Origin of the sequence: Stenotrophomonas rhizophila, from assembly GCF_001704155.1 — a bacterium.
Classification (GTDB): Bacteria; Pseudomonadota; Gammaproteobacteria; order Xanthomonadales; family Xanthomonadaceae; genus Stenotrophomonas; species Stenotrophomonas rhizophila_A.
Window position 1 is genome coordinate 2,469,972 of the sequence record NZ_CP016294.1, and the last position, 20,495, is coordinate 2,490,466.

Below are 20,495 nucleotides of genomic sequence, written 5' to 3' on the forward strand. Positions count from 1 at the left end.
CATAGCCTCTGCTATATTCGGCCGCATGAGCGCGGACCCCACCTCCCCGACCACCAGCGCATGGCCGCAGTCCACCGGCGATCGCCCCAGCCTGGGCGAGATGCACGCCAGCGTGGCCGTGCCCAGGGGCGGCCACTGGTGGTTCCGGCTGCTGGCCTTCCTGGGCCCCGGCTACATGGTGTCGGTGGGGTACATGGACCCGGGCAACTGGGCCACCGACATCGCCGGTGGCGCGCAGTTCGGCTACCTGCTGCTGTCGGTGATCCTGCTCTCCAACCTGATGGCCATCGTGCTGCAGGGGCTGTCGGCGCGGCTGGGCATCGCCACCGGGCGCGATCTGGCGCAGGCCTGCCGCGACCATTTCTCCAGACCGGTGAACCTGTGCCTGTGGGTGCTGTGCGAGATCGCGATCATCGCCTGCGACCTGGCCGAGGTGATCGGCACCGCCATCGCGCTCAAGCTGCTGTTCGGGTTGCCGCTGATGATGGGCGCGATCATCACCGCCGTGGACGTGGTGCTGGTGCTGTGGCTGATGCACCGTGGCTTCCGCGCGCTGGAAGCGTTCGTGATTGCCCTGCTGCTGGTGATCTTCGCCTGCTTCGCGGTGCAGATCGCGCTGGCCGCGCCGCCGCTGCAGGCGGTGCTGGGCGGGTTCATCCCGCGCGCGGAGGTGGTCACCAACCCGCATGCGCTGTACCTGGCCATCGGCATCATCGGGGCCACGGTGATGCCGCACAACCTGTACCTGCATTCGTCCATCGTGCAGACCCGCGCCTACCCGCGCACCGACAGCGGCCGGCGCAGCGCGCTGCGCTGGGCGGTGACCGACAGCACCATCGCGTTGATGCTGGCATTGTTCATCAACGCCTCGATCCTGATCCTGGCCGCGGCGGTGTTCCATGCCAGCGGGCGCACCGATGTGCAGGAGATCGAACAGGCCCATGAGCTGCTGGCGCCGATGCTGGGGGTCGGGCTGGCATCGACCTTGTTCGCGGTGGCGCTGCTCGCCTCGGGCATCAACTCCACGGTGACCGCCACCCTGGCCGGGCAGATCGTGATGGAGGGGTTCCTGCGCCTGCGCATCGCGCCCTGGGCGCGCCGCCTGCTGACCCGTGGCATCGCCATCGTGCCGGTGGTGATCGTCACCGCGATCTATGGCGAACAGGGAACGGCGCGGCTGCTGGTGCTGAGCCAGGTGGTGTTGTCGATGCAACTGCCATTCGCGGTGATTCCGCTGGTGATGTTCGTCGGTGACAAGGCACGGATGGGCACGCTGGTCGCGCCGCGGTGGCTCTTGACGCTGGCCTGGGTGATTGCCGCGGTGATCGTGGTGCTCAACGTGAAGCTGTTGACCGAGACGTTGATGGGGTGATCCGGGGTGATGCGCAGGCCCTGTCTGGCTCTTGACCTCAATCACGGTTGAGGTGGCACAGTGCGCGGAATCCTCCCGGAATCCCCAACATGCCCCACGCCGCATCCCCGCCTTCGCAGCACGACCTCTGGAACGGCCCGGCCGGCGATGCCTGGGTACAGGCGCAGTCGCTGCTCGACGGCATGTTCGCCGGCTTCGAGCCGGTTCTTGCCGATCCCATTGCCGCCGAGCCCGATGCGCGCGTGCTGGACGTCGGCTGCGGCACCGGGGCGCTCTGCCTGGCCATTGCCGATCGGCTGGGTCCGCAGGGCCGCTGCAGCGGGGTGGATATTTCCGCGCCGATGATCGCCGTGGCGCGCGAGCGGGCGCTGGCGGCGGGCAAGGCCATTGATTTCACCGTGGGCGATGCCCAGCAGCATCCCTTTGCCCCCGCCAGCCTGGACCGCATCGTGTCGCGGTTCGGGGTGATGTTCTTCGATGATCCGGTGCGCGCGTTCGGCAACCTGCGGCGGGCGCTTCGGCGTGGTGGCCGCCTGCATGCCATTGCCTGGCGCAGTCCGGCCGATAATCCGTTCATGACCACCGCCGAGCGCGCGGCAGCGTCGCTGCTGACCCTGCCGGCGCGGGCCGAAGGGGGGCCGGGACAGTTTGCGTTCGCCGATGCAGGCGTCGTGCGGAAGATCCTGGATGACAGTGGTTGGGATCACATCGACATCGCCCCGCTCGACGTGGAATGCAGCATCGCCCGCGACGCCTTGCCGACCTACGTGTCGTTGCTGGGACCGGTCGGACAGGCACTGCGCGCCGAAGGGCTGGATCCGGACCTCCGGCAGCGGGTGCTGTCGACCGTGGTCGACGCGTTCGCACCGTTCGTGCAGGGTGACCGGGTGGTGTTCACCGCCGCGTGCTGGTCGATCCAGGCCGCGTGAACGCGAAGCGGCCTATACCCACGTCACCCCGCGGCCGCCATTCGTCCCGGGTGACCGTCATTCGGCCCCAGGCCAATGACAGCAAGGGTTGACGGGCACATGCTGGGTTCATCGCCCTCTGCCTGTGACTGCCATGAAACGTCGTGACTGCCTGAAAGCCGGCCTTGCCCTGCCCTTGCTCCCGCTGGTTCGAAAAGCGGCCGCAGGCAATTCAACCGGGTCACGCAACGCCCTCGCTCGTGCCCGCCCCGGTACCGCCGGGTGGCCCTCTGCCAGCGAATGGGACCAGCTCTCCAACGCCGTCGGTGGACGGCTGTCGATCCCGGTGTCGCCCTTCCTCGGCGATGCCACCACCCGCGCCGAGGCACTGGCGCAGATCCAGAACCCCTTCTTCATCGGCGACCAGCCTGGGTTGACCCAGACCAGTGGCTACCACGGGGCCTGGCTCTCGCGGCCCAGCGCGCGGGTGGTAGCCGCCGCCAACAGCGCCGATGTGGCAGCGGCGGTCGATTTCGCGCGGCGGCACCGGCTGCGGTTGGTGGTCAAGGGCGGCGGGCACAGCTACCACGGCACCTCCTGCGCGCCCGATTCCCTGCTGGTCTGGACGCGCGCCATGAACGCGGTGGAACTGCACGATGCCTTCGTCGCGCAGGGCGCGCCCGCCGGTACCGCCGCGCAACCGGCGGTCAGCCTCGGCGCCGGGGCGATGTGGATCGATGCTTACGATGCAGTCACCACCCGCGCCGGCCGCTACGTCCAGGGCGGCGGCTGCACCTCGGTGGGCGTGACCGGGCTGGTCACCGGCGGCGGCTTCGGCAGCTTCTCCAAGGGCTTCGGCACCGCTGCCGCCAACCTGCTGGAAGCCGAAGTGGTCACCGCCGACGGCCGTGTGCGGGTGGTCAACGCGACCCAGGATCCCGAGCTGTTCTGGGCACTGAAGGGCGGCTGCGCCGGCAGCTTTGGCGTGGTGACCCGGATCACGCTGCGCACCCATGTACTGCCCGCCACGTTTGGCGGGGTGTCGATGAAGGTGCGGGCCGACAGCGACGACAGCTTCCAGGCGCTGGCCGCCGAAGTACTGCGCTTCTGCCGCGATGCCCTGTGCACGCCGCAGTGGGGCGAACAGCTGCGCTTCGACAGCCACCGCACCTTCGGGGCGTCGATGGTGTTCCAGGGGCTGAGCCAGGAACAGGCCGCCGCGGTGTGGGCCCCGTTTGAAGCGTGGGTGGCCGCGCGTCCGCAATACACCGTGATCGATCCCCTGCAGGCGTTGGCGTTGCCCGCCCAGCACATGTGGGACGCGGACTTCTTCCGCAAGCATGCCCCGACGCTGATCGCCGAAGATACCCGCGCGGGCGCGCCGGCCACGCACATGCTCTGGAAGGGCGACCAGGGCCAGGTGGGCTGGTACCTGCACGGCTATGCGTCGGCGTGGATGCCCTCGGCGCTGCTCGGCGATGCACAGCGCGATGCAGCGGCGGCGGCGATCTGCACGGCGGCCGCGCACATGCCGGTCGAACTGCACTGCAACAAGGGGCTGTTTGGCGCCCCGGCCGAGGCGCTTGCCGCCAGCCGCGACACCGCGACCCATCCGGCGGTGCTGGATGCGTTCGCGCTGGCGCTGATCGGGAATGCCGGTGGCCCGGTGTACGCGGGCAGTGGCGGAACGGTGGATGAGGCTAAAGCCCGCGAAGGGGCAGCGCGGGTCGGGCGTTCCTACGCCGCCCTGCGCGCGGTGCTGCCGCGCGCACCGACCTATGTGTCCGAGTGCGACTTCTTCCAGCGCGACTGGCAGCAGTCGTTCTGGGGCCCGCATTACCCTCGCCTGCTGGCGGCCAAGCGGCGCTATGACCCGGACGGCCTGTTCGTGATCCATCACGGCGTGGGCAGCGAGGACTGGAGCGCCGATGGCTTCGAACGGCGCAGCTGACGCGGCGCCCGCACTGGCTTAGGCTGCGGGGCACCCGCCCGCTGCAGGAGTCCGCCCCGTGCCGTCGTTTACGCTCGCCGTCCCCGCCCTGCTCTGCCTCTCCATCGCCACCGCGCTGTTGCCGGTCACCGCCGCTGCACAGGCTGCACCCGCTACTGCAGGCGTGCCGCACGCGCAGAGCTTCAATGCGTTGCTCGATGCGCAGACCATGGCCGCGATCAATGCCGATCCCGAACTGAAAACCCTGCTGGGGATCAGCGGCGACGGCGCGGCCGATACCTCCGACCGGCTCACCGACGTGTCGCTGGCCCAGCGTGAGGTCAACCGGCGCTTCCTGGCCGACAACCTGGCCGCGATCAAGGCCTGGAAGGGTGCACCGCTGGACCCGCAGCAACAGCTCAGCGACGGTCTGGCGCGCTGGTTCTACCAGGCACAGATCGACCTGATGGCGGTGCCGTGGGCCGCGGCGTGGCTGCCGGTGGGGGGCAGCACCTATGCGGTGGACCAGTTGTTCAGCCTGCCGGTGAACCTGCCGCAGTTCTTCGACAACCAGCACGCCGTCACCGATGTGACCACTGCGCGCCACTACATCGCCCGCCTGAACGCCATGGGCGGCAAGCTGGACCAGGTGCGCGCAAACGTGGACATGCAGGCCGCGCAGGGCGTGGTGCCGCCGGAACTGGCCCTGGCCGGCGCGGCCAGCCAGTTCCGCACGCTGCTCAAACCGGCACCGGAGGGCAGCCTGTGGGTGGCTTCGCTGCAGCGCAAGCTGGACAAGCTGCAGGCGATTCCCGCCGCCGAGCGCGCCGCGCTGCTCGAACAGGCGAGCGTGGCCGTTCGCGATTCGGTCAACCCCGGCTACCAGCGCCTGCTCGACCGCGTGCAGGCACTGCAGGCCACCCACCCCGGCAACAAGGGCATGTGGGCCCTGCCACACGGCGATGCGTTCTATGACGCGGCCCTGCGCTGGTACACCAGCACCGACCTGGGCGCCGATGCCATCCACCAGATCGGCCTGGACGAAGTGGCGCGCCTGGAAAAGAGCATGGACGCGCGCCTGCGCGAGATCGGCCTGCGCGATGGCACCGTGGCCGAGCGCATCCGGGCCCTGGGCGACGATCCGCGTTACCGCTACGCCGACAGCGATGCCGGCCGCAGGGAACTGATCGGCGACATCGAACAGCGCCTGCGTGACCTCGACCCGCTGCTGCCCACCTACTTCGGCCACCTGCCGCCGCAGAAGCTGCTGGTGCAGCCGGTGCCGGCGCACATGCAGGCCACCTCGCCGGGCGGCTACTACTACCCGCCGGCGATGGACGGCTCGCGCCCGGGCACCTTCTTCATCAACCTGGGTGACATGGCCTCCAACACCCGCTGGAGCACGCCCACCCTGACCTACCACGAGGGGTCGCCGGGCCACCACTTCCAGATCTCGATCGGGCAGACCCTGACCGACCTGCCACTGCTGCGCCGCAGCCTCAATCCCAGTGCGTTTTCCGAAGGCTGGGCACTGTATGCCGAGCAGCTGATGGCAGAAGCCGGCGTCTACCGCGACGACCCGGCCGGCGACATCGGCCGGCTGCAGGCCGAGATGTTCCGCTCGGTGCGCCTGGTAGTGGACACCGGCCTGCACCGCAAGCGCTGGACCCCCGAACAGGCCATCGCCTACATGCAACAGAAGACCGGCATGAAGGCCTCGGACGTGCGCATCGAAGTCAACCGCTACCTGGTGCAGCCCGGCCAGGCCTCGTCCTACAAGATGGGCCAGCTGCGCCTGCTGGCGCTGCGCGCCAAGGCGCAGAAGCAGCTGGGCGATCGGTTCGACATCCGCGCCTTCCACGACCTGGTGCTGGGCAACGGCGCGCTGCCGATGACCGTGGTGGAGCAGGCAGTGGATGCATGGGTGGCCAGCGGCGGCGGAGATCCCCGACGCGCTCCATGAGCGGGGCGCGGCTGCGTAGAAATACCTAGGCCGCCTCGGTGTAACTCCGCTTGTCCGCCCCGGTACGGGTGCGCAGAGTGAGGGCATGGCCACGTGGCCGGTTCCGCCCTACAGGAGAGCACCATGCGACATTCCCTTGCGTGCCCGCTGCTTGCGCTGCTGATCGCCGCGCCGCTGCCCTGGCAGTCGGCCAGCGGCGCGCCACCTGCGCCGCGCGCGGCCGCATCCGCTGCCACGCCTGCTGTGGCTGCCGCCACCGTCGACCCCGAGGCGGTGGCCGCACTGACCCGCATGGGCAAGGCGTTGCGCGCCCTGCCCCACTTCACGCTGGCGGCCACCACCCGTACCGACTACGTGCTCGATGACGGGCAGAAGCTCGCGCTGGCCGGCACGGTGGACTACAAGGTGCTCGGCCCGGACCGCTTCTTCGTCGAAATCCGCAGCGACCACCAGCATCGCCAGCTGTTCTACGACGGTCACACGCTGACCATTCATTCGCCACGCCAGAAGTACTACGCCACGGTGGAGAACCTGGACCGCAGCAGCCAGGCGCTGCTCAGCGATTCGGCAACGCGGCTGGGCGTGGAGTTCCCGCTGGCGGACCTGTTCCTGTGGGGAACGCCGGGCTTTCCGACCGACGTGATCGAGTCGGCGCTGTTCGTGGGCAGTGAACGCGTGGACGGCGAAGCGACCCGCCATTACGCGTTCCGCCAACCCGGGGTGGACTGGCAGGTCTGGATTTCCGATGCCACCCACCTGCCGCGGCAACTGCTGATCACCAGCCACGCCGATCCCGCCCTGCCCGACTACCAGGCCACGCTGAAGTGGGACACCCGCCGTGCCGTGTCCGCCAACGAGCTGGTGTTCCGCCCCGACGGCGCCACACGGATCGCGTTCGTCCCGGTGGCACAGGCCGGCGATGCCGACGACAAGGGAGGGCTCTGACATGGCTGCCACGACTTCGCTGCGCACCGCGCTGCTTGCCGCGCTGGTCTGCACCACCACTGCCGGCCTGCTGGCCAGCGCAGACGCACAGGGCCGCCCCGGGCTGCGCGGCTTCGCGCATCCGTCCATCGCCAGCCACGGCGGGTTCGGTGGCGGGTTTGCCGGCGGCGGCCACGGCGGTTTCGCGCCGCATCCTGGGCCCGGCCCGCATCCGGGTCCAGCGCCGGGACCGGGCCCACACCCGGGACCGGGCCCCCACCCTGGCCCCGGTCCTGGCCCGGGTCCTGGACCGCATCCCGGCCCTGGGCCTGGGCCTGGACCCGGTCCCGGCCCGGGTCCCGGCCCCCATCCTGGACCCGGTCCACACCCCGGGCCCGGCCCTTATCCGCCTCCTCCACCGCCGCCCCCGCCGTACTGGGACCACCCGTTCTGGGATGCCGCCGCCGTCACCGCCGGAGTGGCGCTGACCGCTGCTGCGATAGGCTCGGTGGTGTATTCGCTGCCGGTCGACTGCAGCACCGTGGTCGTGGACGGCATCGGCTACCAGCAGTGCAGCAATGGCTGGTACCAGCCGCGCTACGTGGGCACCACGGTGCAGTACATCGTCGTGGACGCGCCGCGATGAACTGCCGTATCGCCAGGGCCGTCACCGTGATCGGTGGCGTGCTGGCATGCGCCGGTGCGGGCGCGCAGAACGCGCCCGCGGCCTCGTCCACGGATGACATCGCGCGCAAGCTGGCCGATCCCGGTGCGGCGCTCATCTCCGTGCCGTTCCAGTACAACTACCTCGGCTCGGTCGGCCCGGGCGGTGACTTCCACAACCAGCAGCTCAAGATCCAGCCGGTGATCCCCTTTGTCGGCGAGCACGGCAAGTTCATCCTGAGGCCGATCCTGCCCATCCAGTGGAACCAGTATCCCCAGGACCGCAGCGGCACCGGCGACCTGTTCGTGCAGGGTTACTACATTCCGAAGACCGCGTCTGAAGAACGTGGCACGGAGTTCGGCTTTGGTGCCGCCGCATTGCTCGACACCGCCTCCCACGACAGCCTGGGCAGTGGCAGGTATTCGCTCGGCCCGGCGTTCATCCTGGTGCACAAGACGCGCAACTGGACGGTTGGCGCGCTGGCCAACCATGTCTGGTCGATTGCCGGCGACAGCGATCGCGACGATGTGAGCAGCACCAGCGTGCAGCCGTTCGTGACCCGCAACCTGCCCGGTGGCTGGTCGGTCGGCATGACCTCCGAGACCAGCTACAACTGGAAGGCCGACAGCGGCAATGCGTGGACGGTGCCGCTGGGTGCCACCGTGTCCAAGGTACTGCACTTGGGGAAAACCCCGATCAGTGTCGGCGCTGGCGGCTTCTACAACCTGGACCGGCCGCAGTATGCCAACCGCTGGAGCGCCCGCTTCACCGTGACGCTGGTGTTCCCGGAATAGCCCCCGCGCCACAACCTGCAGGTGCCGACATGCACGCCCATCCCTGGTTCTGGATCCTCTGCCTGTTCCTCGTGCCGCTGGTGGCCGCGCTCGTGGTCAGCCTGGCCGTGCGCAAGCGCGGCATCAGCGCCAACGCCGTGCTGGCCTGGTTCGTCCTGGTGTGCTGGATCGGGGCCCTTGCGGTCATTCTTTCCCAGGTGCTGTAACACCGCGCCCCATCAAAGCGACTGACCCAACTCGATGAACACCACCCGGTCGCCGCCTTCGCGCATGCCCAGGCCGAAGATCAGCGGCCCGATCCACGAATCGAAGCCCAGGAACAGGCTGCCGTTCCAGATCCCATCGCTGATCGACATGTCCGAACGGCGCTGCCAGGCATTGCCGTACTCCACCGTGCCACCGACCTGCGCGGACCGGCCCAGCACCTTGCCCAGTTCATAGGTGTAGCCGGCAAATCCCAGCGCATAGTCCTGGCCGGTCAGCTGGTTGTGCTGGAACCCGGCCAGCCGCCAGCGCCCGCCCAACCGGTAGATGCTCTGTACCGGTGCGGTGCCCGAGGAGGTTACGTGGTAGCGCAGGCCCAGCTGCACCGCGCTGCGTCCGAACGGAAACGCGCCCACCGCATCCAGGTCGATCTGGCCGAAGCGGGTATCGGCACCGAGGGCCTCACGCGACTGGTAGGTCCCCAGGTTGACCAGGAAGCCGTCGCGCGGGAAGTACAGGCTGTCGATGTTGTCGTAGGTGACGCTGGCCGTCAGCCCACCGTCGTCGAAATCAGTGCGTGGCATCCGGGGCGAGCCGATGTCCATGCGTGCACTACCGGTGTATCGCTCGATGCCGGCGCGTACCGACAGTACGTTGGACACGTTGCGCACCAGGTCCACGCCCGCACCGGTGCGGCTGACCCGGTAGCGCGAGGTCTTGTTGCCCGCCGCATCAAACACGTTGAAGCTGCGTGTTTCGTAACCGCCCAGCGCTTCGAACGCGTAGCGGTTGCCCACGTCGAAGGGATGGTAGTAGCTCCCGCGTATCGCCGGTTCGCTGCCCACCTGCAGGGTCACCCTCGCCTCGGCGCCATACGGCGACAGCGGCGCGAACAGCAGGCCGGCGCGCAGGTTGCTTTCGTGGTTGCCATCCAGGTCGTTGCTCAGGGTCCAGCCGGCCTCCAGGTAGATCGGGCCGTTGGGCTTCTCGTACGCGGTGATCACCACCCCGACCTGGCCGTCGTCGCGGCGGTCCTGCTCGTAACTGATGCTGGCCAGGGTATCCATGCCGTACGCACGCAGCACGCCTTCCTGCATGGCCTTGCTGTCCAGCGGCTTGCCGAGTTCCACCGGCAGGTAGGACAACAGCAGTTCATCGGCATAGCCGGTGTGGTTGCGGACCTCGATATAGGCGATCGGTGCCGGAGCCGACGGCGCGGCGCGCGATTCGCGGGTGGCGTACCAGCGCTGGTAGACCGGCGACGGTTGCGAGAAGGCACGCAGCGCCGGGGCCGCCTGGTCCGCGGCCTGTTGACCGATCGCCAGCGCTTCGGGCGCCTTGTCGAAATCGCCGGTAGCGACCTTGCCGGTAAGCTGGGGTGTGATCAACAGATCCTGCGGGCCGAGCGTGTCGAGCTGGCGCTGGGCATTGCGCGTGGTCAGAAATCCACTGAGCTGCCCGATCACGTCCACCAGGCTGGCGTCACGGTCGAGCGCGCTGAGCGGCGTGCCCACATCCACCGCGATCACCCGGTCGGCGCCCATCGCCCGTACCACGTCGATGGGCACCTGGTTGGACACGCCGCCATCAAGCAGCACGCGCCCGTCGATGGTGATGGGCCGGAAGATGCCAGGCAACGACATGCTCGCGCGCATCGCCATCGGCAGGCTGCCGTGGTCCAGGATCACCGCCTCGCCGGTGTTGAGGTCGGTAGCGATCGCACGGAACGGGATGGACAGGTCGTCGAAATCACCGGTGACCCGGCTGCCGCCGGTGGCGGTCTCGAACAGCGCGATCAGCCGCTCGCCCTGCGACATGCCGCCAGAGATCTGCACCCGTTTGCCCTGCCCGCCCAGGCCGATCCCGATCGGTGCCAGCTGCTGGTAGTCGTCGGCCTTGCGCTGCAGCGACCGCTCACGGCGCGGCAGGGTGTCGCTGAACATCGCCATCCACTGCGTATCCAGCACCACCTGCTCGATCTGCGCCGGCGTCTTGCCGGAGGCATACAGCGCACCGACCAGCGCGCCGGCGCTGGTGCCGGCAATGCAGTCCACCGGAATATGCAGCGCCTCGAGCTGGCGCAGGACGCGCACATGGGCGATACCGCGTGCACCGCCACCGCCCAGCGCCACGCCGATGCGCGGCCGCGGGTCCCCGCTGTCGCGGTGACCACACTGCGTGCCGTCCAGGGTCGCCACCGGCTCGGCGGCCAGGGCGGCACCCGGTGCCAGCAGGCAGGCCAGCAGCAGGCGCATGCGCGCAGGCGCGGGAATCGCCAAGGGCCACCTCGAGGAAAGTGCGCGGCGCCGGGCCGGTGGGAGGGATGGACCCCGGTGCGGCGCCGCGCGGTGAAACGTGGTTTACCGGCAGCGGTTCAGCGGGCCGGTGCACTGCCCGGCGGGAAGCCGGCGAACAGCTTGTCCAGGCCCGCTTCCACCGCCGCGTTGGCCCGCTCCGGCGAGCTCGGCACCGTGGCGCTGGCCGTGCCGCGCCAGACCGCCTGCTTGCTGCGCGCGTCGAACATGTCCACCACCAGCGTGCCCACGTCATAGGTGCGCACGGTTGTGGTCGCGCTGCCCATGCCCATGCCACCGCCCCAGCCACCGCCGCGCCAGCCCCAACCGCCCATGTTGCTGCCGGTGTAGAAGGTGTCCAGGGTCTGGCGCTGGCTGGTCACGATATGCGCGGCCAGCGCGACGTCGCCGTCGCTGGGGGTCTGCCGCCAGCCACGGGCCGCCAGCCGCGAGTCAATGCCGTCCACGATGCGCTGGGTGATCAGCGGGGAGCCGCCCTGCGGCTTCATCGCCCAGCTGTAGGTCTTGAACGAGGCGAAGTTCGCCCCCGGATCGAAGTCGGTGTGAACGGTTGGCGTGGTGGCACAGGCCACCAGCGAGGTGGCGAGGACCGCGATCGCAAAGGCTTTCATCACACGACACTCCGGGCAGTGAATTGGCTTCCAGCCTAGCCCGCGGCCAGCTCATGGTCATCCGCATAACTACGCAGCCCAGCCAGCAAAACTACCGGTTGCCGCACCGGCATGGGGCCAAGGGCCAATTGCTGGCCGGGTCCGGCACAGGCGATCTTGACCGCCAATGACCAAGCGAGCGCCAGTGGTTGCGGTGGTCGACGACGAAGACGACGTGCGGCTTGCGCTGCGCCGGTTGCTTCGCTCGGCCGGGTACGACGTGCTGGCCTACGAATCGGGGTCGGAGTTCCTGCGCCATGCGGCCAGCAGCCTGCCGGACTGCGTGGTGCTGGACCTGCGCATGCCCGGCCCCAGCGGATTCGAGGTGCAGGCCGCGCTGCGCGCCCAGCAGCTGGCGATCCCGGTGGTGGTGGTGAGCGCCGACGACAGTGCCGCCAGCCGCCACCAGGCGCTGGCCGGGGGCGCCGACGCGTACCTGTGCAAACCCGTGGATGGCGATGCGCTGATCAACGCCACGCAGGCGGCGATCGAACGCTGCGCGCGAAACCCTCCCTCCCCCCCGCGCAGTCGGCCGGAGTCCCCATGAACCGTCCCCGCTGTTCCGTCGTTGCTTCCGCCGCCACGTGGCTGGTGCCCGCCCTGCTGCTCGGCGCAGCTCCCGATGCGCACGCCTCCTTCCTCAGTGGCGAGGCGCTGGATACGGCGGCCAACGTGATTGCCTGGCTGGCCCTGGTGGTGGTGCCGGTGGTCCTGATCGCAGTGTTCTGGATGGTGCACATCCTGCCCGAGAAGATCGCGCACAAGCGCCACCACCCGCAGCTGGATGCGATCAAGACCCTGTGCCTGCTGTCACTGCTGTTCGGTGGCCTGTTGTGGCCGTTGGCGTGGCTGTGGGCCTATACCCGCCCGGTACTGCACAAGCTGGCCTATGGCACCGACCAGATCGACCACGGACACGGCGACGCCGCACTGGCGCCCCTGCACGATGCCCGGGTGGAGCCGGTCGAACCGGACCTGTCCACCCCGGTGGACGTGTCTGCGTGGCAGCAGCGGGTAGATGCACTCGAACGGCGCCTGGCGGAGATGGAGCGCCTGCGCCCGGGCTCGCCTACGCGGCCGGAGGGCTGAACCATGGAAGTCATCCTGCTGCTCATCTATTCGTTCTTTGTCTGGCTGATCTTCTTCAAGTTCAAGTGGCTGCCGTGGAACTTCGTGTCGCAGGTGGTCGTGGTCTCATTGCCGATCTTCGCGATGACCGCGCTGATCCTGGTCCTGAACGTAGTGGCGCCCTCCTCCTCGGACGTGCGTGCGATCAACTACGTGGTGCAGGTGGTGCCGCGCGTCACCGGGCGCGTGATCGAGGTGCCGGTGGAAGCCAACCGCCCGGTGCGCAAGGGCGAGGTGCTGTTCCGCATCGACCCGGTGCCCTACCAGCAGCAGCTGGCGGCGCTGGAAGCGAAGCTGCCTGAACTGTCGGCCAAAGTGGACAGTGCCGATGCCTACCAGCGCGAACTGGGCGAACAGCTGCGCGGCGCGCGCGCCACCCGCGAGGCGTTGGCCGTGCGCCTGCAGCTGGCCGAACGCCGCCAACGCCAGACCGGTGAGCTGGCCAGCAGCGGTGCCGGCAGCCGCTTCGACCATGAGCAGGCACAGACCGAAGCGGCCAGCCTGCGCTTGGACCTGGTATCCACCACCGCGCAGATGGCGCAGGTGCAGCAGAAGCTGTCCGCACAGACCCGCGACGGCGAACTCTCCGAAGTGGCGCAGGCCCAGGCCGGCATGGTCCAGCTGCAGGCGCAGATCGTGGAAGCACGCTGGCAGCTGGAGCAGACCGTCGTACGCGCCCCGGCCGATGGCAGCGTGATCAACCTGCAGCTGCGCGAAGGCTCCTACGCCGCCAGCCTGCCGTTGACCCCGGTGATGACCTTCGTCGAGCGCGAGCAGTGGATCCTGGCGATGTTCTCGCAGAACGAACTGGGCAACGTGGCGCCGGGCAACGAAGCGGAGATCGCGCTGAAGGTCTATCCCAACCGCATCATCAAGTGCCGGGTGGATTCGGTGGTGTGGGCATCCGGCACGGGCCAGCTGCCGATCAGCGGCATGATTCCGCAGACCGGCACCAGTCCGCTGCCGCCGGGGCGCATCGCGGTACGGCTGCGCCCGGACGGGCGCGACCGCGATGTGTTCATCGCCATGGGAGCACAAGGCCAGGGCGCGATCTACACCGAGCACGGCAAGCTGATCCACATCGTGCGCCGGGTGATCCTGCGCGTGGGCAGCAAGCTGGATTGGCTGGTCCTGAAGCTGCACTGACATGACCGCACCGCGCCGCCGCTGTGATGCCCTGCCCCGCCCGCTGCTGCTGGCGCTGGCCCTGGTGCTGGCCGGATGTGCCACCGCGCCGGAGCCGGGCAGCGAGCAGATCCGCGCCGACGCGCTGGGCACGGTGGCCATTCCACCGAACTGGTCGGCGCAGGCCAGCCAGGCCCAGGTCGACCGCGGCTGGCTCGACGCGTTTGCCGACCCGCAGTTGACCGCCCTGGTGCACGAAGCGCTGGCCCGTAATCCGGACCTGCTGATTGCCGCGGCGCGGGTCGAACAGGCCAACGCCCAGGTCGACATCGCCCAGGCCCAGCTGCGCCCCGCCATTGGCTTGATCGGCCGCGGCGGCTCCAAGCCGATCGCCGACCTGGTGCCGCTGCTGAGCGGGTTGATGCTGCGCCTGAGCTGGGAGATCGATCTGTGGGGGCGCCTGCGTTACGCACGCAATGCCGCCATTGCCGCCAGTGATGCGCAGAACGCCGACTACCGGTATGCCCAGCAATCGCTGGCGGCCAGCGTCGCACGTGCATGGTTCACGGTGACCGAAGCACGTCTGCAGTACGACATCGCCGGGCAGATGGCCGGCAGCGGCGAGCAGCTGGTCGGCCTGGCCGAACAGCGCGAACGGGTGGGTGCAGGCAGTTCCAATGAAACCCTGGCCGCGCGCGCCAGCGCCGCCAGCTACCTGGATGCCCGCCAGCAGGCCGACCTGGCCACCCACAGCGCCAGCCGCGCGCTGGAGATCCTGCTGGGCCGCTACCCTGGCGCGACGCTGGCCGCGCCGGCCGCGCTCACCGCGCTGCCCGGCGAAGTGCCGGCCGGCATGCCCATCGATGTGCTCAACCGGCGCCCGGACCTGCATGCCGCCGAACGCCGGGTGGCGGCCGCCTTCGACCGGGTTGGCGAGGCGCGCGCGGCGATGCTGCCCACGCTGTCGCTGTCGGCCGGCTACGGCCGGCTCAGCAACGCGGCCGTGCGCACCCGGGACGACCTGGAACAGACCACCTCGAGCGTTTCGGCCACCGGCATCATGCCGCTCTATACGGGCGGTGCGCTCAGCGGCCAGGTGCAGCTGCGTTCGGCCGAACAGAAGCAGGCGGTGGCCGACTACGCGCGGCGTGCGTTGTTGGCGCTGGGCGAGGTGGAAGACGCACTGACCGCCGAACGCGTGCTGGCCGAGCGCGAACAGCTGCTCGGGCAGGTGCTGGCCAACAACGAACAGGTGGTGCGGCAGGTGCGCGATTCCGAACGCATTGGCCGGGCCGATCACCGCGCGGTGGCCACCCAGGAAATGCAGGCGCTGGCCGCACGTTCGGCGCTGCTGGGCGTGCGCCGCGAACGGCTGAGCCGGCGCGTGGACCTGTACCTGGCCCTGGGCGGCGACTACGCCACGGCAGACCCCGCGGCGCCTGCCAGCCCGCCCTCCCCCTCCCCGGAGTAAGTGCATGTACTGGATGCTGCTGCTGGTACCGCTGGCGATCGCGCTGCACTACCTGCTGCCGGGCAACGCCCTGCTGGTGTTCGGCGCCACCGCGCTGGCGATCGTGCCGCTGGCGGCGCTGATGTCGCGCGCCACCGGCGCGCTGGCCACGCGGCTCGGGCCCAGCATCGGCGGCCTGCTCAATGCCACCTTCGGCAACGCCGCCGAATTCATCATTGCGCTGGCGGCGCTGCGCGCCGGGCTGCACGGCATGGTCAAGGCGTCCATCGCGGGCACCATCATCGGCAACATCCTGTTCGTGCTCGGCCTGTCGATGGTGCTGGGCGGGTTGCGCCACGGCCAGCAGCGCTACGACGCCGCCAACGCCCGCATGCAGGCCACCATGCTGACCCTGGCGGTGATCACCCTGATCCTGCCGGCGTCCTACCGCGCGGTGGTGCCCGAGGCCGATGCCGCGCTGCAGTCGATCAGCCTGGTGCTGTCGGTATTGCTGCTGCTGGTGTACCTGGCCACCGTCGTGTTCACCCTGCGCAGCGCGGCAAGCGAGGGCAGCGACTCCGCCGCCGGCCACGGCCACGATGGCAGCTTGTCCAACGCCCGCGCCCTGCTGCTGTTGGGCGGCACCAGCATCGGCATCATCTGGATGAGCGAGATCCTTTTAGGCGTGGTCGAACCGGCCAGCCAGCAGCTGGGCTTCTCCGATGCATTCACCGGCGTGTTCGTGCTGGCCGTGATCGGCGGCGCAGCCGAGCAGGCCACCGCGCTGGTGGCCGCACGCCGCAACCAGATGAGCCTGAGCCTGTCCATCGCGCTGGGCTCGGGCGTGCAGCTCGCGCTGCTGGTCGCGCCGCTGCTGGTGCTGCTCAGCTACGTGATCGGTCCGCAGCCGATGAGCCTGGAGTTCGGCCCCGGCCTGGTGCTGAGCGTACTGGTGGCGGTGATCATCACCGGTCAGGTCGCCAGCGATGGCCGTGCCGACTGGTTGCGCGGGGTCCAGCTACTCGGGCTGTACGTGATCCTGGCCACGCTGTTCTGGTTCGTGCCGGACACGGGATCATGACCGCGCATGCGTTCCTCGCCCGCCCTGCTGATCCACCACCACCGCTACGCCTTCCTGTTCGGTGCGCTGCTGGTGACAGTCACCCTGGGCCCGTTGCTGGAGGCGATGTCGTTCGGCCACCGGCTGATGGAACTGCTGCTGTGCGCGAGCCTGCTGGCGGCGCTGTTTCCGATCGGGAAGCGCCTGCAGCGCCACGTGCTGCTGGTGCTGGTGCTGGTCGCCCAGCTGCTGCGCTGGTTGGCCAGCGACGCCGGTGGCGCGGTGGCCATGGCCGGCGCGGTCCTGTGGGGCGTGCTGGCCACCATCGCGGCCTGGCACGCGGTGCGCTTTTCGTTGTCCAGCCAGCGCGTGCGCACCGAGCACCTGGCCGCCGCGTTGAGCGCCTACCTGCTGCTGGGCGTATGTGGCGGCGTGGTCTTCGCCGCGCTGTCGGCCATTTCACCCAGCGCCATGGCGGTGGGCGGCCAGGGCACGGCGCATGGCCTGGGCATCGGCACCGCGATGTATTTCAGTTTCGTCACCCTGGCCACACTCGGCTACGGCGACATCACCCCGGTCAGCCAGGTCGCGCGCGGGCTGGCCACGCTCGAAGCGATTGCCGGCCAGCTCTACCTGGCGCTGCTGGTCGCGCGCCTGGTGGGCCTGCGCAGCACCGATCGATCCCCCTGACCCATTGCGCACCCGGGAGCCTGTCATGAAACGCCCGCACCTGCTGCCCTCGTTCCTTCTGCTGTTCACCAGCGCCCCATGTTGGGCGGTTGAACCGCTGGATACTTTCAGCGTCCGCGTCGGCGGCTACATCACCGATTTCGATACCAAAGTGCGCGCCGACGGCCAGACCGGCCAAGGCACGCGCATCGACCTCCGCCGCGACCTTGGCCTGGACAACAACAACGCCATCGGCGTGATCGCGCTGAGCTGGCGCCCGTGGGAAAAGCATGAGTTCGGCCTGTCCTGGTACCGCGACAGCGCCGATGCCGAGCGCAACACCGAACGCGAGATCGACTTCAACGGCCAGCACTACGCCACCCACACCCGTATCCGCGCCAAGTTCGACCTGGATGCCTACGAGGGCTACTACACCTGGTGGGCGTGGGGCGACGGGCGCTGGGCCCTGGGTCCCCGCGTGGGCCTGATCTGGTACCAGATGGACCTGGACCTGAGCGCCACCGCCGATGTCAACGGCAACCCCATCAATGCCCGCGCGGGCAACAACGTCAATGCAGACCTGCCGGCGCCCACGATCGGCGGCAGCTGGCGCTGGGCACCTGGCGAGAACTGGCGCCTGAGCGCCGACGCGGGCTATTTCAGCGCCAGCCTCAATGACGTCGATGCCGACGTCACCTTCGGCCGGGGCGGCGTGGAGTACTTCCCGTGGGACAACTGGGGTTTCTCGCTCGACTACACGGTGCGGCGCATCGAAGCGGACGTGGATGCCTCCCGCCTGGATGGCAACCTGCGCTTCGTCGACAGCGGCGTGCGGGTGGGTGTGATCTACCGGTTCTGATCGCCATGCCCGCGCTTCGGCTGGTGGTGCGTTGTGCCTGCGGCGCCTGGCTGCTGGCCTGGGCGCTCATCGCGGGCGGCGCGCCCGCGCCGGCCACGGCGCGCTGGTTCAACCGTGACCTGGTGACCTTCCGCGCACCGCTGTACGGCAACACGCCGGAGATGCGCGCACGCGCCACCGAAGCCAACCTGGCACGCATCGTCGACCTGCCCGGCCAGGCCACCCTGCATTCCCAGCCGGTGCCGCAGGGCGTGGTCATCCTGGCCGGCGGGCAGCTGGTCACCGTGCTGACCCCGGCCGACTGCAACGCACTGGGAAATGAAACCCTGCCCGAACTGCGCGACCGTACCGTGGCCCGCATGCAGGTGGCGCTGGCGGCCGCCGAACAGGCCCGCCTGCCGCAGCGGCTGCTGGCCGGCGCCGCGTGGGCGCTGCTGGCCACCGCCATTGCCATCGGCGTGTTGTGGGGGCTGCGCTGGTGCAGCCGGCGCATGCGCCGACGGGTGGATGGCTGGGTCCAGCAGCGTGTGCAGCAGCTGCGCAGCGTTTCGGCGCGGCAGCTGCTGCTGGGGCTGGTGACCAGCGCGCGCAGCCTGGGGCGGCTGGTGGGTTGGCTGGTGGTGCTGGTGGTGCTGGAGGAATGGCTGCGCTTCGTGTTCGGTCGCTTCCCCTACACCCAGCCTTGGTCGGCGGCGATGGGCGGCTGGATCGGCGAACGCGTCGCCCGCTTTGGCCGTGGCGTGTTGGAGGCGCTGCCCGACCTGTTCACGGCGGCGCTGATCTTCCTGGCCGCACGGCTGGTGGTGCAGGCGGTACGCATCGTATTTGACGGGGTGGCAAGCGGCCGGTTCCAGTTCGTGGGCATCGACCAGCCCTTGGCCGAACCGACCCGGCGGATCATCACCGTGGTCATCTGGCTGTTCGCGCTGGCGATGGCCTACCCCTACCTGCCCGGTGCCGAGACCGACGCGTTCAAGGGGCTGAGCGTGTTCGTCGGCCTGATGGTGTCGTTGGGTGCGTCGAGCATCGTCGGCCAGGCCGCCAGCGGCTTCACCTTGCTCTACTCACGCACCCTGATGGTCGGCGATGTCGTGCGCGTGGGCGACACCGAAGGCGTGGCGATACAGATCGGCTTGTTCACCACCCGCCTGCGCACCCCGCTGGGGGTGGAGGTCAGCATCCCCAACAACGTGGTGCTTGCCGGCGAGCTGCGCAACTACTCGCGCGATCCGCAGGGGCCTGGCCTGTGGCTGGAAAGCGCGATCACCATCGGCTACGACGCGCCGTGGCGGCAGGTGCACCGGCTGCTGCTGCAGGCCGCAGCGGCCACCGACGGGGCGCTGGCCGATCCACCACCGCACGTGGTGCAGTCCGAACTGGGCGACGTCGCGGTGCGCTACGTGCTGCGCGTGCGCGTGGTCGAGGTCGAACGCCGCTGGCAGGTGCGCAGCGCGCTGCATGCGCATATCCAGGACGCGTTCAATGCGGCAGGAGTGCAGATCATGTCGCCCAACTACGAAGGCGACCCGGAACAGGCCAAGGTGGTGCCGAAGGCGCACTGGGAAGGACGGCCGGCGCCGGCCAGCGACGAAACCTAGTCGGCGGTATCGACCTGCGTCCAGCTGCTGTCCGGATCGAACAGGGTCATGGCGCGAGCCTCGCGGTCGGTGTCCGGCCCCAGGTCTTTCTCATAGACCTGGCCGGCATGGCTGATGGTGAAGCTCATCACGCCGCTGTCGCCGTAGCGCGCCGGCCAGGCCACCAGCGCGAAGCCGCGGGTCATGGCGCCGGCCACCGAGTAGGGGTACGCCCCTCGCGGTGCGGAAGGGCCCTGCCCCTGCAGGATCCGGTAGTGGTAGCCATGCCACTCATCGTCCGGCGTCTCGCCGCCGAACAACGGCCCCAGCGGGCTCTCACCGCCCGCGTCGGCAGGCCAGTACAGGCCGTCATGCGTACCGGGGCTGCTGCGCAGCCGGGCGGCGTACTCGGGCAGCGTGTCATCGTTGCGGTCACGGCGTGCGTATTCGCGTTGCGCGTCATGGTAGGCCAGCACGGCCTGCACCGCTTCGCGCTCGTTGCGCCCGATCCGGCGCGCACGCAGTTCGGGTGCGGCCGCAGCCAGGTCGAAGGCCCAGCCGCTGCCCTGTTTCACCAGTGGCACCGGCAACGTCCAGCCTTCGTCGCCCACGCTGACCAGCGCATGGCTGGCGTCGACCGGCTTTATCGCGTGCCTGCGCTGGTACTGGCTGATGAAGGTGTCCACGTCCTTGCGCTCGATATCGTCGCGCGGCACGTAATCCTCCCAGTCGTCGCCCAGTACCACCGAGACCTGTCCGGGCTGCGTGTCGCGCACTTGCAGCGCTGCCACCAGCGCGTCGGCCGCGGCAGCGGCGCTGGGATAGGCCTGTTGGGCCTGGGCGGGCGCGACCAGCAGCAGGCAGGCCACGCTCAAAAGGGAAAGACGAAGGGTCATGGCAGAT

General features: G+C 69.4%; 19 protein-coding genes. 16 read left to right on the forward strand and 3 right to left on the reverse strand.

The features are described 5' to 3' along the window. Positions 1-25: 25 nt before the first annotated feature. From BAY15_RS11020 to BAY15_RS19215, 8 genes are all read left to right on the forward strand, one after another. Positions 26-1,372, forward strand: coding sequence for an Nramp family divalent metal transporter (locus BAY15_RS11020; protein ID WP_068852431.1), 1,347 nt, complete (start codon positions 26-28; stop codon positions 1,370-1,372). A gap of 89 nt (positions 1,373-1,461) precedes the next feature. Then, positions 1,462-2,301, forward strand: coding sequence for a class I SAM-dependent methyltransferase (locus BAY15_RS11025; RefSeq protein ID WP_068852433.1), 840 nt, complete (start codon positions 1,462-1,464; stop codon positions 2,299-2,301). A gap of 133 nt (positions 2,302-2,434) precedes the next feature. Next, the gene (locus BAY15_RS11030) at positions 2,435-4,231 is read left to right on the forward strand and encodes an FAD-binding protein (RefSeq protein WP_068852438.1); all 1,797 of its coding nucleotides are present in this window, start codon (positions 2,435-2,437) and stop codon (positions 4,229-4,231) included. A 58-nt stretch (positions 4,232-4,289) separates the two neighbouring features. Beyond that, positions 4,290-6,173, forward strand: coding sequence for a DUF885 domain-containing protein (locus BAY15_RS11035; RefSeq protein WP_157771738.1), 1,884 nt, complete (start codon positions 4,290-4,292; stop codon positions 6,171-6,173). A gap of 123 nt (positions 6,174-6,296) precedes the next feature. After that, positions 6,297-7,118: a DUF2092 domain-containing protein gene (locus BAY15_RS11040; protein ID WP_083214158.1), complete on the forward strand. Its 822-nt coding sequence runs from the start codon at positions 6,297-6,299 to the stop codon at positions 7,116-7,118. A gap of 457 nt (positions 7,119-7,575) precedes the next feature. Further along, positions 7,576-7,743 (forward strand): hypothetical protein, encoded by a 168-nt coding sequence (locus tag BAY15_RS19370; protein ID WP_167693281.1) that lies wholly within the window; start codon positions 7,576-7,578, stop codon positions 7,741-7,743. After that, complete coding sequence (locus tag BAY15_RS11050) at positions 7,740-8,555, forward strand: hypothetical protein (RefSeq protein ID WP_068852446.1); 816 nt, start codon at positions 7,740-7,742, stop codon at positions 8,553-8,555. Before BAY15_RS19370 ends, BAY15_RS11050 begins: the two co-directional genes overlap by 4 nt. Before the next feature lie 29 nt (positions 8,556-8,584). Continuing rightward, positions 8,585-8,761, forward strand: a complete 177-nt coding sequence (locus tag BAY15_RS19215; protein ID WP_157771739.1) for a hypothetical protein — start codon at positions 8,585-8,587, stop codon at positions 8,759-8,761. 12 nt (positions 8,762-8,773) lie between these two features. On the opposite strand, the gene BAY15_RS11055 is transcribed toward BAY15_RS19215, so the two are convergent. Next, positions 8,774-11,038 (reverse strand): patatin-like phospholipase family protein, encoded by a 2,265-nt coding sequence (locus tag BAY15_RS11055; protein WP_157771740.1) that lies wholly within the window; start codon positions 11,036-11,038, stop codon positions 8,774-8,776. A gap of 95 nt (positions 11,039-11,133) precedes the next feature. After that, positions 11,134-11,685, reverse strand: a complete 552-nt coding sequence (locus BAY15_RS11060) for a DUF4136 domain-containing protein (RefSeq protein WP_068852452.1) — start codon at positions 11,683-11,685, stop codon at positions 11,134-11,136. Positions 11,686-11,851: 166 nt separating this feature from the next. On the opposite strand from BAY15_RS11060, the gene BAY15_RS11065 reads away from it, so the two are divergent. From BAY15_RS11065 to BAY15_RS11100, 8 genes are read left to right on the forward strand one after another with little or no spacing between them, the layout of a single operon-like run. Further along, the gene (locus BAY15_RS11065) at positions 11,852-12,271 is read left to right on the forward strand and encodes a response regulator transcription factor (protein ID WP_068852455.1); all 420 of its coding nucleotides are present in this window, start codon (positions 11,852-11,854) and stop codon (positions 12,269-12,271) included. Then, entirely contained in the window at positions 12,268-12,813 is a 546-nt protein-coding gene (locus tag BAY15_RS11070; protein WP_068852458.1) for a DUF3302 domain-containing protein, read from the forward strand. The genes BAY15_RS11065 and BAY15_RS11070 overlap by 4 nt, the downstream gene beginning before the upstream one ends. 3 nt (positions 12,814-12,816) lie before the next feature. Next, a complete protein-coding gene (locus tag BAY15_RS11075; protein WP_068852461.1) occupies positions 12,817-13,998 on the forward strand; it encodes an HlyD family secretion protein in 1,182 nt (393 codons plus the stop codon). Position 13,999: 1 nt separating this feature from the next. After that, a complete protein-coding gene (locus BAY15_RS11080; RefSeq protein WP_068852464.1) occupies positions 14,000-15,448 on the forward strand; it encodes an efflux transporter outer membrane subunit in 1,449 nt (482 codons plus the stop codon). 4 nt (positions 15,449-15,452) lie between these two features. After that, entirely contained in the window at positions 15,453-16,508 is a 1,056-nt protein-coding gene (gene cax, locus BAY15_RS11085; RefSeq protein WP_068852467.1) for a calcium/proton exchanger, read from the forward strand. Positions 16,509-16,514: 6 nt separating this feature from the next. Further along, positions 16,515-17,177: a potassium channel family protein gene (locus BAY15_RS11090; protein WP_068852470.1), complete on the forward strand. Its 663-nt coding sequence runs from the start codon at positions 16,515-16,517 to the stop codon at positions 17,175-17,177. Between the two features lie 25 nt (positions 17,178-17,202). Further along, a complete protein-coding gene (locus BAY15_RS11095; RefSeq protein WP_068852473.1) occupies positions 17,203-18,015 on the forward strand; it encodes a hypothetical protein in 813 nt (270 codons plus the stop codon). Positions 18,016-18,020: 5 nt separating this feature from the next. Beyond that, positions 18,021-19,613 carry a mechanosensitive ion channel family protein gene (locus BAY15_RS11100; RefSeq protein ID WP_068852476.1) on the forward strand — a complete coding sequence of 531 codons (1,593 nt, stop codon included), beginning with the start codon at positions 18,021-18,023 and terminating at the stop codon, positions 19,611-19,613. On the opposite strand, the gene BAY15_RS11105 is transcribed toward BAY15_RS11100, so the two are convergent. Then, positions 19,610-20,488: a DUF2950 domain-containing protein gene (locus tag BAY15_RS11105; protein WP_068852479.1), complete on the reverse strand. Its 879-nt coding sequence runs from the start codon at positions 20,486-20,488 to the stop codon at positions 19,610-19,612. The genes BAY15_RS11100 and BAY15_RS11105 overlap by 4 nt on opposite strands. Positions 20,489-20,495 lie beyond the last annotated feature (7 nt).

Coding starts and splice junctions, on each gene's coding strand:
- BAY15_RS11020 (WP_068852431.1), top strand. CDS start 26: ATGAGCGCGGACCCCACCTCCCCGACCACCAGCGCATGGCCGCAGTCC.
- BAY15_RS11025 (WP_068852433.1), top strand. CDS start 1,462: ATGCCCCACGCCGCATCCCCGCCTTCGCAGCACGACCTCTGGAACGGC.
- BAY15_RS11030 (WP_068852438.1), top strand. CDS start 2,435: ATGAAACGTCGTGACTGCCTGAAAGCCGGCCTTGCCCTGCCCTTGCTC.
- BAY15_RS11040 (WP_083214158.1), top strand. CDS start 6,297: ATGCGACATTCCCTTGCGTGCCCGCTGCTTGCGCTGCTGATCGCCGCG.
- BAY15_RS11050 (WP_068852446.1), top strand. CDS start 7,740: ATGAACTGCCGTATCGCCAGGGCCGTCACCGTGATCGGTGGCGTGCTG.
- BAY15_RS19215 (WP_157771739.1), top strand. CDS start 8,585: ATGCACGCCCATCCCTGGTTCTGGATCCTCTGCCTGTTCCTCGTGCCG.
- BAY15_RS11060 (WP_068852452.1), bottom strand. CDS start 11,685: ATGAAAGCCTTTGCGATCGCGGTCCTCGCCACCTCGCTGGTGGCCTGT.
- BAY15_RS11065 (WP_068852455.1), top strand. CDS start 11,852: ATGACCAAGCGAGCGCCAGTGGTTGCGGTGGTCGACGACGAAGACGAC.
- BAY15_RS11070 (WP_068852458.1), top strand. CDS start 12,268: ATGAACCGTCCCCGCTGTTCCGTCGTTGCTTCCGCCGCCACGTGGCTG.
- BAY15_RS11075 (WP_068852461.1), top strand. CDS start 12,817: ATGGAAGTCATCCTGCTGCTCATCTATTCGTTCTTTGTCTGGCTGATC.
- BAY15_RS11080 (WP_068852464.1), top strand. CDS start 14,000: ATGACCGCACCGCGCCGCCGCTGTGATGCCCTGCCCCGCCCGCTGCTG.
- cax (WP_068852467.1), top strand. CDS start 15,453: ATGTACTGGATGCTGCTGCTGGTACCGCTGGCGATCGCGCTGCACTAC.
- BAY15_RS11090 (WP_068852470.1), top strand. CDS start 16,515: ATGCGTTCCTCGCCCGCCCTGCTGATCCACCACCACCGCTACGCCTTC.
- BAY15_RS11095 (WP_068852473.1), top strand. CDS start 17,203: ATGAAACGCCCGCACCTGCTGCCCTCGTTCCTTCTGCTGTTCACCAGC.
- BAY15_RS11100 (WP_068852476.1), top strand. CDS start 18,021: ATGCCCGCGCTTCGGCTGGTGGTGCGTTGTGCCTGCGGCGCCTGGCTG.
- BAY15_RS11105 (WP_068852479.1), bottom strand. CDS start 20,488: ATGACCCTTCGTCTTTCCCTTTTGAGCGTGGCCTGCCTGCTGCTGGTC.